General features: G+C 71.8%; 14 protein-coding genes. 11 read left to right on the top strand and 3 right to left on the bottom strand.

Annotated features, from left to right (window positions below):
- The first annotated feature begins 41 nt into the window (after nucleotides 1–41).
- Nucleotides 42–1,397, top strand: coding sequence for an 8-oxoguanine deaminase (locus miv_RS00980; RefSeq protein WP_207180954.1), 1,356 nt, complete (start codon nucleotides 42–44; stop codon nucleotides 1,395–1,397).
- Between the two features lie 9 nt (nucleotides 1,398–1,406).
- On the opposite strand, the gene miv_RS00985 is transcribed toward miv_RS00980, so the two are convergent.
- A complete protein-coding gene (locus miv_RS00985) occupies nucleotides 1,407–2,114 on the bottom strand; it encodes an aspartate/glutamate racemase family protein (protein ID WP_207180956.1) in 708 nt (235 codons plus the stop codon).
- 73 nt (nucleotides 2,115–2,187) lie between these two features.
- Nucleotides 2,188–3,570 carry a M20/M25/M40 family metallo-hydrolase gene (locus miv_RS00990; protein WP_207180958.1) on the bottom strand — a complete coding sequence of 461 codons (1,383 nt, stop codon included), beginning with the start codon at nucleotides 3,568–3,570 and terminating at the stop codon, nucleotides 2,188–2,190.
- A gap of 303 nt (nucleotides 3,571–3,873) precedes the next feature.
- Between miv_RS00990 and miv_RS00995 the strand changes: the two genes are divergently transcribed.
- The 4 genes from miv_RS00995 (at nucleotide 3,874) to miv_RS01010 (ending at nucleotide 8,632) form a co-directional block, all read left to right on the top strand.
- Complete coding sequence (locus miv_RS00995) at nucleotides 3,874–4,395, top strand: (2Fe-2S)-binding protein (RefSeq protein ID WP_058619016.1); 522 nt, start codon at nucleotides 3,874–3,876, stop codon at nucleotides 4,393–4,395.
- Nucleotides 4,392–5,405, top strand: coding sequence for an FAD binding domain-containing protein (locus miv_RS01000; protein ID WP_207180960.1), 1,014 nt, complete (start codon nucleotides 4,392–4,394; stop codon nucleotides 5,403–5,405). Before miv_RS00995 ends, miv_RS01000 begins: the two co-directional genes overlap by 4 nt.
- A gap of 8 nt (nucleotides 5,406–5,413) precedes the next feature.
- On the top strand, nucleotides 5,414–7,651 hold the full coding sequence (locus miv_RS01005) for a xanthine dehydrogenase family protein molybdopterin-binding subunit (RefSeq protein ID WP_207180962.1): 2,238 nt from the start codon (nucleotides 5,414–5,416) through the stop codon (nucleotides 7,649–7,651).
- Between the two features lie 84 nt (nucleotides 7,652–7,735).
- Nucleotides 7,736–8,632 carry an alpha/beta fold hydrolase gene (locus miv_RS01010; RefSeq protein WP_207180964.1) on the top strand — a complete coding sequence of 299 codons (897 nt, stop codon included), beginning with the start codon at nucleotides 7,736–7,738 and terminating at the stop codon, nucleotides 8,630–8,632.
- Between the two features lie 411 nt (nucleotides 8,633–9,043).
- On the opposite strand, the gene miv_RS01015 is transcribed toward miv_RS01010, so the two are convergent.
- Nucleotides 9,044–9,952, bottom strand: a complete 909-nt coding sequence (locus miv_RS01015; RefSeq protein WP_207180966.1) for a LysR family transcriptional regulator — start codon at nucleotides 9,950–9,952, stop codon at nucleotides 9,044–9,046.
- Between the two features lie 97 nt (nucleotides 9,953–10,049).
- Here miv_RS01015 and miv_RS01020 point away from each other — a divergent pair, with 97 nt between their 5' ends.
- The 6 genes from miv_RS01020 to miv_RS01045 all read left to right on the top strand — a co-directional run bounded on the left by miv_RS01020 (nucleotide 10,050) and on the right by miv_RS01045 (nucleotide 14,755).
- The gene (locus miv_RS01020) at nucleotides 10,050–11,237 is read left to right on the top strand and encodes an MFS transporter (RefSeq protein ID WP_207180968.1); all 1,188 of its coding nucleotides are present in this window, start codon (nucleotides 10,050–10,052) and stop codon (nucleotides 11,235–11,237) included.
- Between the two features lie 64 nt (nucleotides 11,238–11,301).
- Nucleotides 11,302–11,916 carry a LysE family translocator gene (locus miv_RS01025; RefSeq protein ID WP_207180970.1) on the top strand — a complete coding sequence of 205 codons (615 nt, stop codon included), beginning with the start codon at nucleotides 11,302–11,304 and terminating at the stop codon, nucleotides 11,914–11,916.
- Between the two features lie 69 nt (nucleotides 11,917–11,985).
- A complete protein-coding gene (locus tag miv_RS01030) occupies nucleotides 11,986–12,675 on the top strand; it encodes a helix-turn-helix transcriptional regulator (protein WP_207180972.1) in 690 nt (229 codons plus the stop codon).
- A 70-nt stretch (nucleotides 12,676–12,745) separates the two neighbouring features.
- Complete coding sequence (locus tag miv_RS01035; RefSeq protein WP_048429001.1) at nucleotides 12,746–13,111, top strand: VOC family protein; 366 nt, start codon at nucleotides 12,746–12,748, stop codon at nucleotides 13,109–13,111.
- Between the two features lie 100 nt (nucleotides 13,112–13,211).
- Nucleotides 13,212–13,772, top strand: a complete 561-nt coding sequence (locus tag miv_RS01040; protein WP_425312955.1) for an isochorismatase family protein — start codon at nucleotides 13,212–13,214, stop codon at nucleotides 13,770–13,772.
- Complete coding sequence (locus miv_RS01045) at nucleotides 13,769–14,755, top strand: GlxA family transcriptional regulator (protein WP_207180976.1); 987 nt, start codon at nucleotides 13,769–13,771, stop codon at nucleotides 14,753–14,755. Before miv_RS01040 ends, miv_RS01045 begins: the two co-directional genes overlap by 4 nt.
- The last annotated feature ends 20 nt before the right edge of the window (nucleotides 14,756–14,775 follow it).

Genomic DNA, 14,775 nt, shown 5'->3' on the forward strand with positions numbered 1-14,775 from the left:
GCCGGACGCGAGCATGACGCCCGCCCTCGCCGGAGCCCCGCATGGCCACGCTTCTCCTGCGCAACGCCGCGTGCGTCGTCACCATGGATGCCGACCGGCGCGAGATCGCCGACGGCTTCGTGCTGATCGAGGACAACCGGGTCGTCGCGGTCGGCGGCCCGGAGGCGCTGCCCGAGGGCGCCGATACGGTGATCGACTTGTCCGGCCACGTCCTGATGCCCGGCCTCGTCAACACCCACCACCACATGTTCCAGTCGCTCACCCGCGCCGTGCCGGCGGCGCAGGACGCCGACCTGTTCGGCTGGCTGAAGGCGCTCTATCCGATCTGGGCCCGGCTCACCCCCGAGATGGTGCGGGTCTCGACGCAGGTCGCGATGGCCGAGCTGATGCTGTCGGGCTGCACCACGTCGAGCGACCACCTCTACCTCTATCCGAATGGCTGCCGCCTCGACGACAGCATCGAGGCGGCGGACGAGATCGGCCTGCGCTTCCACGCCGCCCGCGGGGCGATGAGCCTCGGCGAGAGCGCCGGCGGCCTGCCGCCCGATGCGCTGGTCGAGGACGAGGCCGCGATCCTTGCCGACACAAGCCGGTTGATCGAGACTTGGCACGACCCCGCGCGCTACGCGATGCGCCGGATCGTGGTGGCGCCGTGCTCGCCCTTCTCGGTCAGCGAGGGCCTGATGCGGGATGCGGCGGCGCTCGCCCGCTCCTACGGGGTGTCGCTCCACACCCATCTCGCCGAGAACCAGGACGACGTCGCATATAGCCGCGAGCGCTTCGGGAAGACGCCGGCCGACTACGCCGCCGATCTCGGCTGGGTCGGGCCGGATGTCTGGCACGCCCACTGCGTCAAGCTCGACGAGGCCGGGATCCGGCTGTTTGCCCGCACCGGCACCGGCGTCGCGCATTGCCCGTGCTCGAACATGCGGCTCGCCTCCGGCATCGCCCCGGTGCCGCGGATGCGCTGCGAAGGGATTTCCGTCGGTCTCGGCGTCGACGGCTCGGCCTCGAACGATGCCGGCCACCTCCTGGGCGAGGCGCGCCAGGCGATGCTGCTCGCCCGCGTCGGCTTCGGCCCGGCCGCGATGACGGCCCGGCAGGCCCTGGAGATCGCGACGCTCGGCGGCGCCAAGGTGCTGGGGCGCGACGATATCGGGTCGCTCGCCCCCGGCATGGCCGCCGATTGCGTCGCCTTCGACCTGCGCGGGCTCTCCACCGCCGGCGCCCTGCACGATCCGGTGGCGGCTCTGGTGTTCTGCGCGCCGCCGGGCGTGGCCTTGAGCGTCATCAACGGGCGGATCGTGGTGCGGGACGGACGCTTGCTGACGGTGGATGCTCGAGTGTTGGCAGAGCGGCACAACAACCTGAGCCGCCGACTGGTGAACGGCGAGTAGCGACCCGACTTACGTCGGCGCCAGCGCCCAATCGACCGCCGCCTCGGCGTGCAGCGCCGTAGTGTCGAACAGCGGCACCGGGCTGTCCTCCGGCCGCACCAGCAGCATGATCTCGGTGCAGCCGAGAATGATCGCTTGCGCCCCCCGCTCCACCAGCCGGGCGATGACCGCCCGGTAGGCCGCGCGCGAGGCCGGCAGCGCCCGTCCCTGGACCAGTTCCTCGTAGATCACCCGGTGCACCTCCGCCCGGTCCTCGGCCTCGGGCACCAGCACGTCGAGGCCGTGGCGCGTCGCGAGACGGCCCTTGTAGAAGTCCTGCTCCATGGTGAAGGCGGTGCCGAGCAGACCCACCCGGGACAGGCCGGCGGCGCGGATGCGCGCCGCCGTCGGGTCGGCGATGTGCAGCAAGGGCAGGCCGATCGCCGCCTGCACCTCGTCGGCCATGCGGTGCATGGTGTTGGTGCAGATCAGCACGACATCGGCCCCGCCGCGCTCCAGCCGCCGGGCGGCATCGATCAGCGCGGCGGTCGCCTCGTCCCAGCGGCCGGCATGCTGCAGGGCTTCGATCTCGCCGAAGTCGAACGACCACATCAGGCAGCGCGCCGAGCGTAAAGACCCGAGGCGGGCCCGTACGGTCTCGTTGACGATGCGGTAGTATTCGGCCGAGCTTTCCCAGCTCATCCCGCCGATCAGGCCGATGACCTTCTGCTGCACCATGGGGCCTCTCCCGCTCGATGCGGCGCGCCGGGGTCACCTGCCGCCGGTCGGGCGGCGGCAGGCATGAGCCGTCCTACTTCGCCAGCGCCACCAGGATCCGCGCCCAGGAGCGCGTGCCCTTGTGGAAGCTCTGGAGGTCGTACTTCTCGTTCGGGGAATGCACCCGGTCGTCGTCGAGGCCGAAGCCGACGAGCAGGGTGTCGAGGCCGAGGGTGCGCTTGAAGTCGCCGACGATCGGGATCGAGCCGCCCGAGCCGATGGTCACCGGGGCCCGGCCCCATTCCGCGGCGAGCGCGCCCTTGGCGGCTTCGAGCGCCGGCATGCCGTGGGGCAAAGCCAGCGCCCGCGAGCCCTTGTGGGTGACGACCTCGACCGAGCAATCGGCCGGGATCCGCGCCTGCACGAAGGCGCGGAAGTTGCGGTCGAGGGCCTCCGGGTCCTGGTCGCCGACGAGGCGGAACGAGATCTTGGCGCTCGCCTTCGCGGCGATCACCGTCTTGGTGCCCTCGCCGGTATAGCCGCCGATGATGCCGTTGGCGTCGCAGGTCGGGCGGGACTGGATCTGCTCGATCAGCATCCGGTCGCGCTCGCCGGCGGGCTGGTTGAGGCCGACGGTGCCGAGGAAGTTCCCGGGGGTCAGGTCGAGGCCGCGCCACTGCTCCAGCACGTCGTCGGGCGTGTCGTGGACGCCGTCGTAGAAGCCCGGCACGGTCACCCGGCCCTGGTCGTCGTGCAGGTCGGCGATGATGCGCGAGAGCACCCGGATCGGGTTGGCGGCAGCCCCCCCGAACAGGCCCGAATGCAGGTCGCGGTCGGCGCACGTCACCGTGACCTCGAAATAGGCCAGCCCCCGCAGCGACGAGGTGATGGCCGGGGTGTCCCGGTCCCACATCCCGGTGTCGCAGACGAGCGCCACGTCGGCCTTCAGCTCCTCGCGGTTCGCCGCGACCCATTCGGGCAGGAACTTCGAGCCGTCCTCCTCCGCGCCCTCGATCAGCAGGGTGATGCCGACCGGCAGCTCGCCGTCGATCGCCTTGAAGGCCCGGCAGGCCTCGACGAAGGTCATCACCTGGCCCTTGTCGTCGCAGGCGCCGCGCGCGCTGATGACCTTGCGGCCATCCGCCAGGGTCGCCATCCGCGGCGCGAAGGGCGGCGTCTCCCACTCGTCCAGGGGATCGACCGGCTGCACGTCGTAATGGCCGTAGAACAGGACGTGGGGGGCGCCGGGCTTGCGGTAATGGGCGAGCACCACCGGGTGGCCGCCGGTCTCGCGCAACGAGACCTCGAAGCCCATGGCGGCGAGGTCGCCCTTCAGCCACTCCGCCGCCTTCCGGCACTCCGCCGCGTAGGCCGGATCGGTCGAGATCGACGGGATGCGCAGGAAGGCGAACAGCCGCTCCAGGGAATTGTCGAGATCGCGGTCGATGTCGTCGAGGATCCGGTCAAGCGCGGCCATGCGGTGTCTCCGGTCTGCATAGGGGCTCGGTGGCCCGATCGTCACGGCGTCATCACTAGCCCAGCCGGAGGGCGGCCAGAAGCCGTGGGACGCGGCTTCCGGCGCATGGCCCGGGATGCGCCCATGCGCCGTCCCGCCGAGGCTCGCACGACACCTTTCCCCCGCATAACCCCCGGCGTTCGACCTTGGGGAACGCCCGCACCCTGGAACGGTTATCGGGTACGCCAGCCCGGGCGGAGTTGCGCGCCTCGCTCGGCGCGCGCCGGCCCCGGGCTCCCCGTGTTTCGAGAAACGGTCACGCCCATGCTGAGCGACAGCGGCACCTCCGCCCGAACGGGCACGATCCCGATCACCCTCACGGTCAACGGGCAGGAGCGCCAGCTCCAGGTCGCGCCCTGGACCACGCTCCTCGACCTCCTGCGCGAGGAGCTCGACCTCACCGGCACCAAGAAGGGCTGCGACCACGGCCAGTGCGGCGCCTGCACGGTGATCGTCGACGGCAAGCGGATCAATTCCTGCCTCGCCCTGGCGGTGCAGAAGGACGGGGCCGAGGTCACCACCATCGAGGGCCTGTCCACGGGCGCCCTGCACCCGGTCCAGGCCGCCTTCGTTGAGCACGACGCCTTCCAGTGCGGCTACTGCACGCCGGGCCAGATCATGTCGGCGGTGGCCCTGATCGAGGAGGGCCGGGCCCGCACCCGCGAGGAGATCCGCGAGCACATGAGCGGCAACATCTGCCGCTGCGGCGCCTATTCCAACATCGTCGACGCGGTCGAGGACGTCCTGAAGAGCAAGACCTCGTCGTTCAAGGAGGCCGCGGAATGAACCGGTTCGAGTATACCCGCGCCGGCACCGTCCAGGAGGCCGTACAGGCGCTGGCCGCCGATCCGGCGGCGCGCTTCATCGCCGGGGGCACCAACCTCGTCGACCTGATGAAGTACAACGTCGAGCGGCCCGGCCGCATCGTCGACATCACCCGCCTGCCCCTCGATCAGATCGTCGAGCACGAGGGGGGCCTGCGCCTCGGCGCGCTGGTGCCCAACGCCACGGTCGCCTACGACCCGCAGGTCAACGCGCGCTATCCGCTGCTCGCCAGCGCGCTGCTCGCCGGGGCCTCGCCGCAGCTGCGCAACGCCGCCACCACCGGCGGCAACCTGCTCCAGCGCACCCGCTGCTACTATTTCTACGACGAGGGCACGCCCTGCAACAAACGGGAGCCCGGCAGCGGCTGCCCGGCGATGACCGGCGTCAACCGCATCCACGCGATCCTGGGCGCCTCCGACACCTGCATCGCCACCCACCCCTCCGACATGTGCGTGGCGCTGGCCGCCCTCGATGCCACCGTGCAGGTCGAGGGACCGAACGGCCGGCGCAGCATTCCCTTCGGCGAGTTCCACCGCCTGCCGGGCGACGAACCTCAGCGCGACACCACGCTGCGTCACGGCGAGATCGTGCTCTCGGTCGACCTGCCGGACGAGGACTTTTCGCAGCATTACACCTACCTGAAGCTGCGCGACCGGCTTTCTTATGCCTTCGCGCTGGTTTCGGTGGCCGCCGCCCTCCAGATGGACGGCGACACGATCCGCACGGCGCGCCTGGCGCTCGGAGGCGTCGCCCACAAGCCCTGGCGCAATGCGGAGGCCGAATCCCGCCTCCAGGGCAAGCCGGCGACCGAACAGACCTTCCGGGAGGCCGCGGACGTGATCCTGGCCGAGGCCCGGCCCTATTCCCACAACGCCTTCAAGGTCGAACTGGCGCGGCGCGCCATCGTGCGGGGCCTGTCCCAGGCCGCCGCCGGCACGCCGCAATCCCAGACCGACAAGCGCATCGCCTGAGGTAACCCATGGCCACCCCTTCCCACTATGTCGGCACCGCCCGGAGCCGGCTCGACGGCCCCGCCAAGGTGACGGGCGCCGCCAAGTACGCTGCGGAGTTCACCGCCCCCGACCTCGCCCACGGCGTCGTCGTGTCGAGCGCCATCGCCAAGGGCCGCATCACGGCGATCGACACCCGGGCCGCCGAGGCGGTGCCGGGCGTAATCAAGGTGTTCACGCACGAGAACCGGCCGCGCACCGCCTGGCTCGACTACAATTACCGCGATCAGGTCGCGCCCCCCGGCTCGCCGTTCCGGGCGCTCAACGGCCCCGAGATCGTCTATGGCGGCCAGCCGGTGGCGCTGGTGGTGGCGGAGAGCTTCGACCTCGCCCGCCACGGCGCCAGCCTCGTCAAGGTGACCTACGCGGAGGAGGTGCCGAACACCGACCTCGCGAAGAACCGCGACGCGGCCTACGTGCCGCCCAAGAAGCGCTCCGGCATCAAGCCGCCGCCGGACCCGCGCGGCGATGCGGCCGGCGCCTACGACGCGGCGCCGATCCAGCTGCGCCAGGAATACAAGCAGGCGATCGAGCACCACAACCCGATGGAGCCGCATGCCTCGACGGTGGTGTACGAGGGCAAGGGCAAGCTCACCGTCCACGATAAGATCCAGGGCGTGAACAACACCCAGGGCTACGTCTGCAGCGTGTTCAACCTGAAGCCCGACGACGTGCGGGTGATCACCCCTTACGTCGGCGGCGGCTTCGGCTCGGGCCTGCGGCCGCAATACCAGCTCTACCTCGCGGTCTCGGCCGCCCTCGACCTCGAGCGCTCGGTTCGGGTGGTGCTGACCCGCGACCAGATGTTCACCTTCGGCTACCGGCCGGAGACCTACCAGACCGTGGCGCTGGGCGCCGACAAGGACGGCCGGCTCCAGGCGCTCACCCACGACGCGGTGGCCGGCACCTCGACCTTCGAGGATTACCAGGAGGCGGTCGTCAACTGGTCGGGCCTGCTCTATCACTGCCCGAACGTCACCCTCGACTACAAGCTCGCCAAGATCGACACCTACACCCCATCCGACATGCGGGCGCCGGGCGCGGTCACGGGCATCTTCGCGCTTGAGTCGGCGATGGACGAGCTAGCCTACGCCACCGGCGTCGATCCGCTGGAATTGCGGCTGCGCAACTACGCCGAGCGCGACGAGGGCGAGGGCAAGGAGTTTACCTCCAAGGCGCTCCGCGCCGCCTACGAGCAGGGCGCGGCGAAGTTCGGCTGGGGCAAGCGCCAGGCGGAGCCGCGCTCGATGCGCGACGGGCGCGAGCTCGTCGGCTGGGGCATGGCGACCGGAGTGTGGGAAGCGATGATGATGCAGTCGAGCGCGAGCGCCACGCTCACGCCCGACGGCAAGCTCGAACTCGCCTGCTCCACCGCCGATCTCGGCACTGGCACCTACACGATCCTGGCCCAGATCGGCGCCGACGCCCTCGGCCTCGACCTCGACCACGTCACCACCCGGCTCGGCGACACCGCGCTTCCCGAGGCGCCGCTCGCCGGCGGTTCCTGGACCGCGGCCTCCTCGGGTGCGGCCGTGCAGGCGGCCTGCCGGACGGTGGCGGAGAAACTGTTCGGCTACGCCCGCGGCATGGCGGATTCGCCGCTCGCCAATGCCGATTTCGCCCACGTCGCCTTCGCGGGCGGCGAGATCCGGCTCCAGGGCGATCCCGCGCGAAAGGTCTCGATCGCCGAGGCGATGCGGGCCGGCGGCGTCGAGCGGGTCGAGGCGACCGAGAAGGTCAAGCCGAGCATGCTCACCAACATGCGCTTCTCGGCCTACACCCACTCGGCGGTCTTCGCCGAGGTGAAGATCGACGAGGATCTCGGCGTGGTGCGGGTGACCCGCATCGTGAGCGCCATCGCGGCCGGCAAGATCCTGAACCTCAAGACCGCCCGCAGCCAGATCCTGGGCGGGGTGGTGATGGGGATCGGCGCCGCGCTCGAGGAGGAGTCGATGCTCGACCACAGCCTCGGCCGGATCATGAACCACAATCTCGGCGAGTACCATGTGCCGGTGAATGCCGACATCCACGACATCGAGGTGATCTTCGTCGACGAGCACGACGACAAGGTCAGCCCGCTCGGCGTCAAGGGACTGGGCGAGATCGGCATCGTCGGCGCGGCGGCGGCGGTGGCGAACGCGGTGTTCCACGCCACCGGCAAGCGGATCCGCGAGCTGCCGATCACCATCGACAAGATCATCGCCTGACCCATCTCGACGGGTGAGGGGTTGCAAGGGGCGGGGCCTTCGCGGGTCCCGCCCCTCGTGTGTCGTGTACGGGGAGTCGTGTCCATGGACGTCAACAGCGTCACCGCCGGCGAGGTCGAGATCACCTACGAGGCCTCGGGGCCCGATATGGGCCAGCCGGTCCTGCTGCTGCACGGCTGGCCGGACGATCCGCGCACCTTCGACCGCGTGGTGCCGCTCCTCAACGCCGCGGGCTGGCGCACCATCGTCCCTTATTGGCGCGGCTGCGGGCCGACCAAGTTCCTCGACGCCGCGACGCCCAGGACCGGCGAGCCGGCGGCGCTCGCCACCGACATCCTGGCCTTCCTGGACGCCCTCGGCTTCTCGCGCCTGCCGGTGGTCGGCCACGATTGGGGCGCGCGGGTCGCCTACCTCCTCGCCGCCGCCCGGCCGCAGCGGGTTTCCTCGATCGCCGCCCTCTCGGTGCCCTGGGCGCCCGGCCGCCTCGGCGTGCCGCCGCTGCCGCAGGTGCGGGCCTTCTGGTACCAGTGGTTCATGAACACCGAGCCGGGCGCCGCCTTCGTGCGCGAGAACCCGCTCGCCTTCGCCCGCGAGCAATGGGTGGCCTGGAGCCCGCCCGGCCCCTGGTTCACCGACGAGACCTTTTCGAAGACCGCGCCCTCATTCCAGAACCCGGACTGGGCCGCGGTCACGCTCAACTTCTACCGCTCGCGCTGGGGCGCCGACGCGCCGGACCCGCGCTTTGCCGAATTGCGGCAGGCGGCCGAGGCGGCCCAGAGCATCGCGGTGCCGACCCTGGTGATCCACGGCGCGGACGACACCTGCCTGCTGCCGGCCTCGTTCGAGGGCCAGAAGCAGTTCTTCACCGGAACCTACCGCCAGGTCGAGCTGGAGGGCGTCGGCCACTTCCCGACCCGCGAGGCGCCCGACAAGGTCGCCGAGGCGCTGCTGGCGCATCTGGGCGAGGTCGGGGAGCATTGATGGGCGGCACGCGGGCCCGGTCTCCGTGAGCGACTATCGCACGCCGTCCTGAGTCGCGTCGGTGACCCGTCGAGTGCGGGTTTTCCGTTTCCCGCAGGCGGAGACAGAAAAAGGCACGGCCTTCCCCTCTCCCCGCGGGCGGGGAGAGGGCTGTGTCCCCGTTCAGGGGACGCAGCGAGGCGATAGCCGAGGGTGAGGGGGTGTCTCCGGATGAGGCTCATCTGGCACCACCCCCTCACCTCTCGCTTCGGCTTCGCCTGCGCTTGTTTCATCGACGACGAGGTCGATGAAACCCTCTCCCCGCCCGCGGGGAGAGGAGATTTCCGGCGGGTCTCCATCCCGCACAGTCCCGCGCGATCGGGCGGAAGGGATTTCTTTTCTCGTCTCCAGCCGACCCACGCAGTCGCGCCCTCACCCGCCCTGCGCCCGCATCCGCTCGGCGAGAAAATCGACCAGGACGCGCACCCGCGCCGGCATGGTGGCGCCGCCGACGAAGACGGCGTGGATGCTTTCGCGGTCCTGCGGGTTGTAGGCTTCGAGGAGGGGGACGAGCCGGCCGCTCGCCATCTCCTCGCCGATGTGGAACGTGCCGACCCGGGTGATGCCGACGCCCTGGACCGCGAGCTGCACCAGCGTCTCGCCGCTGTTGGCGGTGAGGTTGCCGCGCACCGCCAGCAGCACGTCGCGCCCGGCCTCGCGGAAGGGCCAGCCGGGCTCGATGCGCCGGAAGCTGAAATCGAGGCAGTTGTGGTGCGCGAGATCGGCCGGAACGCGCGGCACGCCGGCCCGGGCGAGGTAGGACGGGGCGGCCACCACCATGCGGCCGGTCTCGCCGAGGCGGCGGGCGGTGAGCGGGCTGTCGGGGAGCGGGCCGAAGCGGACCGCGACGTCGACCCGGCCGCCGAGCACGTCGGCGATCTCGTCGCTCAGATCGATCTCGACGGTGATCTCGGGGTGGCGCGCGACGAACTCCGCCAGCAGCGGCACAACGACGAGGCGCCCATGGGCGGTGGCGGCACTCACCCGGACCCGGCCGCGCGGCGAGGCCTGGTCGGCGATGGTGCTCTCCACCTCGTCGAGATCGGCCAGCACACGGCACGCCGCCCGGGCATAGGTCTCGCCCTCCGCGGTGAGGTGCAGGCTGCGGGTCGTGCGCACGATCAGCCGCACGCCGAGCCGCGCCTCGATCCGCGCGACGATGCGGCTGACGGCCGACGGCGTGAGGCCCAAGGCCCGCGCGGCCCCCGACAGGCTGCCCGCCCGCACCACCGCGGCGAAGGCCGCCATCTCCCCGGCCCGGTCGGTCGCCTCGCGCGGCATTGTTGACTCCCAGGCACAGATCCTGGTCCGCGAGCCTGGCTACCGCCATGTGAACCGTCAACATAATTCCACCCCGGAACAACCGGGGAGTTCTTCCATGACGATCGGTTCGACGACGATCAATCCACCCCTCCTGGCGCTGGCGCTCGGCGCCTTCGGCATCGGGGTCACCGAATTCGCCCCGATGGGCATGCTGCCGACCATAGCCGCCGATCTCGGGGTGTCGATCCCGGCCGCGGGCATGCTGGTCAGCGCCTATGCCGGCGGTGTCCTCGTCGGGGCGCCGCTGATGACGCTGCTCTTCGCCCGCACGCCGCGCCGGACCCTGCTGATCGGCCTGATGGGCCTGTTCACCCTCGGCAACCTGCTGTCGGGCCTCGCCGGCGGCTATTCCACACTGCTCGCGGCGCGGGTCGTCACCTCCTTCAACCACGGCGCCTTCTTCGGCATCGGCGCGGTCGTCGCGGCGGGGCTGGTGGCGCCGCAGCGGCGCGCTTCGGCGGTCGCCGCGATGTTCTCAGGCCTGACGATCGCGACGGTCGGCGGCGTGCCGCTCGCCGCCTGGATCGGCGAGGCGCTGGGCTGGCGCCCCGTATTCCTGGGCATCTCCGCCATCGGCGGTGCGGCGATGCTGGCGCTGCGGCTCTCGCTGCCGCCGCTGCCGGTGGAGGCCGGCACCGACATGCGCGCCGAGTTGCGGGCCCTGCGGCACGGCTCCGTCCTCGTCGCCCTGCTGCTGACGGTGCTCAGCGCCAGCGCGATGTTCACGGTCTTCACCTACATCGCACCGATCCTGCGGATGGAGACCGGGGCGGGCTCCGGCTTCGTCACGGCGATGCTGGTCGTCTACGGGCTCGGCCTCGCCCTCGGCAACTGGCTCGGCGGCCGCCTCGCCGACCGCGCGCCGGACGCGACGCTCTTCGGGTCGCTCCTGGGCCTCGTCGTGCTGCTGGTCCTGTTCGCGGCCGGCATGCGCTCGGAAGGGGCCAGCGTGCCGCTGATCTTCCTGTGGGGGGTCGCGAGCTTCACCCTCGTCCCGCCGCTCCAGATGCGGGTGGTGGGCGCGGCGGCGTCGGCCCCGAACCTCGCCTCGGCGATGAATATCGGCGCCTTCAACCTCGGCAACGCGATCGGGGCGGCGCTCGGCGGCGCGGTGATCGATGCGGGCCTCGGCTTCCCGGCGGTGTCGCTGGCGGGCGCCGCCGCGGCCGGAACCGCCCTCGCCCTGCTGCTGGCCCTGCGGCGCGGCGCCCGGCCCCCGCGCCTCGCCGCGGCGCGGGGCTGACCTTGCGGAAATCGGCCCGAATCTTGAAGGATCGTCGGACGCAACCTCGGACAGGGACACGCCGATGGATCCGACGACCCTCCTCGCCTTCGCCGCCGCCTTCCTGGTCTTCGCCGCGAGCCCCGGGCCCGACAACATGACCATCGTCGCCCGCACCCTGTCGCACGGGCCCGCCGCCGGCATCGCCTACGGGCTCGGCATGGTGGCGGGCATCCTGGCCTTCCTCGTGCTCGCCGCCACCGGGCTGGCGGTCGTGGCGCGCGAGATGGGGACGGCGATGACGGTCCTGCGCTATGCCGGCGCCGCCTACCTGGTCTGGACCGGGATCCGGCTCTGGACCGCCGAGCCCGTGCTGCCGGCGGAGCGCGCGGGCGGCAAGCGGCCGGTCCTCGCGGCGAGCGTCCTGACCGGCCTCGCCCTCAACCTCGGCAACCCGAAGATGCCGCTGTTCTACCTCGCCCTGCTGCCGAATGTCGTCGGCGCCGCCCTCGCCCCGGCGCAGGTCGGGATCCTGGCAATGGTGATCGTCGCGGTCGAGGCGCTGGTGATCGGCGGCCACGTCCTCCTCGCCGGTCGGCTGCGGCGCATGCTCCGCACCCGTGCGGCGGTCCGGCGGGCGAACCGGGTCGCCGGCGGAACAATGATCGGGGCCGGCGTGGCGGTGGTTGCAGCGCGCTGACGCGCGGGGCTTCCGTTCGCGCACCCCGTCTGCGACGACGCGGCGTCCGACCCGCCGCGAGCCACTCCGATGTCCCGTGCCGAACGCCTGCTCGACCTCATGCAGGTCCTGCGCCGCCACCGCAGCCCGGTCAGCGGCCGGCATCTCGCGGAGGAGACGGGCGTCAGCCTGCGCACCCTCTACCGGGACATCGCGAGCCTCCAGGCGCAGGGCGCGGCGATCGAGGGCGAGGCGGGCCTCGGCTACGTCCTGCGCCCGGGCTTCACCCTGCCGCCGCTGATGTTCCGCGAGGAGGAGATCGAGGCGCTGGTCCTCGGCATGCGCTGGGTGGCGACGCGGACCGACGGGCCCCTGGCGTCGGCCGCGGGCGACGCGCTCGCGAAGATCGCCGCGGTGCTGCCGGCTGAGCTGCGCGAGCGGCTCGACACCTCGACGCTGATCGTCGGTCCGGCGGAGGCGGTGCCGGAATGCATCGACCTCGCGGCCCTGCGCGGCGCCATCCGGGCGCAGCACAAGGTGACGATCCGCTACCGCGACGCCGGCGGGGCGGGATCGGAGCGGATGATCTGGCCCTTCGCCCTCGGCTTCTTCGAGCGGGTGCGGGTCATCGTCGCCTGGTGCGAGACACGGAACGACTTTCGCCATTTCCGCACCGACCGGATCGAGACCCTGACCCTCACCGGGGAGCGCTATGCCCGCCCCCGCCACGCGCTGCTGCGCGAGTGGCGGGTGCTCCAGGGCATCGCCCCCGCCACCTGACCGCTGCTGCCGGAATCTGTCAGCTGGGCCTCCTACACAGAGGGCGTCGCACCAGACGGAACCCCAGACGATGCTCCAGCCGACCTACACCCTCCTCTACGTCGACAACGCCGAAGCGAGCGGCCGCTTCTACGCCGCCCTGCTCGGCCGCGCCCCGGTCGAGGCGGGCCCGACCTTCGTTCTGTTCGTCTTCGAGAACGGCCTGAAGCTCGGCCTGTGGTCCCGCCACACCGTCGAGCCGGCCGCTTCTGCCACCGGCGGCGGGGCCGAGATCGCCCTGACGGTCACGGACGACGCCACCCTGGACGCCACCCACGCGGACTGGGCGGCCAAGGGCCTGTCGATCCTCCAGCCGCCGACCGACATGGATTTCGGCCGCACCTTCGTGGCGCTGGATCCCGACGGGCACCGGCTGCGGGTCTTCCGGCCGCACTGAGCCTCTGTCCTTTTTCGTCCGCTTCCGGTCCGGGCGCGGCCTTTCGGGACCCGCGGCGGCGCCTATCCTGGCGCCGTCCCACCCGATAAGGATGAGCCCCATGCCGGACACCGCGCTCCTCGTCATCGACGTCCAGGAATCCTTCCGCCACCGTCCCTACTGGGACGAGGCGGACCTCGCCCGCTTCCTCGATCGCCAGCAGGCCGTGATCGATGGCGCTATGGCGAAAAACGTCCCCGTGGTGCAGGTCTTCCACGTCGAGGATCAGGGACCGTTCTCCCTCGCCTCCGGCCATGTCCGCACACTCGAACCCCTGCGGATCGCCCCCGACGCGGTCTTCCACAAGCGCCGCCACTCTGCGCTCGTCAGCAGCGGGCTCGACGTCTGGCTGACCCGGACCGGCATCCGCCGGCTGATCGTCAGCGGCATCCGCACCGAGCAATGCTGCGAGACCACGACCCGCCACGCCTCCGACCTCGGCTACGCCGTCGATTACGTCGGTGAGGCGACGCTCACCTTCGCGATGACGGACGCCGCCGGGCGGTCGTGGAGCGCCGAGGAGATCCGGGCCCGCACCGAGCTGGTCCTGGCCGGGCGCTTCGCCCGCATCGCCACGGTCGAGGAGGCGCTCGCCGGACCGGCGCCGCGTCTGGCCGCGTGAGCGGGCCGGCCGAGATCCCGGTCGTGGTGGTGTGCCCGCCGCGCACCCTGCTCCTCGACGTGGCCGGGCCGATCGAGGTCCTGCGCAGGGCCAACCTGATCCAGGAGAAGGTCCGCTTCCGGGTCGGCCATGTCGGGCCGTGCCCCACGGTCACGAGCTCGATCGGGCTCGGGCTCTCGGGGCTCGGTTCCCTGCCCGCGCCGCTGCTGGACGGGGCGACCGTGGTGCTCGCCGGCACGGCGGAACGGGTGCTGGGGGATCCCGATCCCCCGGGCGAGGACGAGGCGGCGGCGGACGACGCGATCGTCGCCTGGCTGCGGGCCGAGATCCGGCCGGGCCACCGCCTGGTCTCGATCTGCTCCGGCGCGTTGCTCGCCGCCCGGGCCGGGCTCCTCGACGGGCACGCCTGCACCACCCATCACGCGGCCTGCGCGGAGCTGGCCGCCCTCGCCCCCGCGGCGCGGGTGCTGGAGGACCGGCTGTTCGTCGAGGACCGGGAGCGGCTGACGAGTGCGGGCATCACGGCGGGCATCGACCTGATGCTGCATCTGGTGGCGCGCCTCGTCGATCCGGCCTGCGCGGCGGCGGTGGCGCGCTACCTCGTGGTCTACCTGCGCCGCTCCGGGCACGACCCGCAGCTCTCGCCCTGGCTCACGGGGCGCAACCACCTCCACCCGGCGATCCACCGGGTGCAGGATGCGGTGAGCGCCGATCCGGCCCGGGCCTGGAGCCTGGAGGCGCTGGCGGACATCGCCGCCACCAGCCCGCGCCACCTCTCGCGGCTGTTCAACCGCCATGCCGGCATGAGCCTTCCCAGCTACATCAACGGCCTGCGGGTGGCGCTCGCCCGCGATCTCCTGGCCCAGACCCGGCTCGACATGGAGCGCGTCGCCGAGCGGGCCGGCTTCGCCTCGCCGCGCCAGCTCCGCCGTGCCTGGAGCCGCGTCAACGACGGTCCGCCGCGCGCGGTCCGGGACGGGTGATATGGGATCCGGAAGATTGC

The sequence above is a fragment of the Methylobacterium indicum genome (assembly GCF_017347565.1).
GTDB lineage: Bacteria > Pseudomonadota > Alphaproteobacteria > Rhizobiales > Beijerinckiaceae > Methylobacterium > Methylobacterium indicum.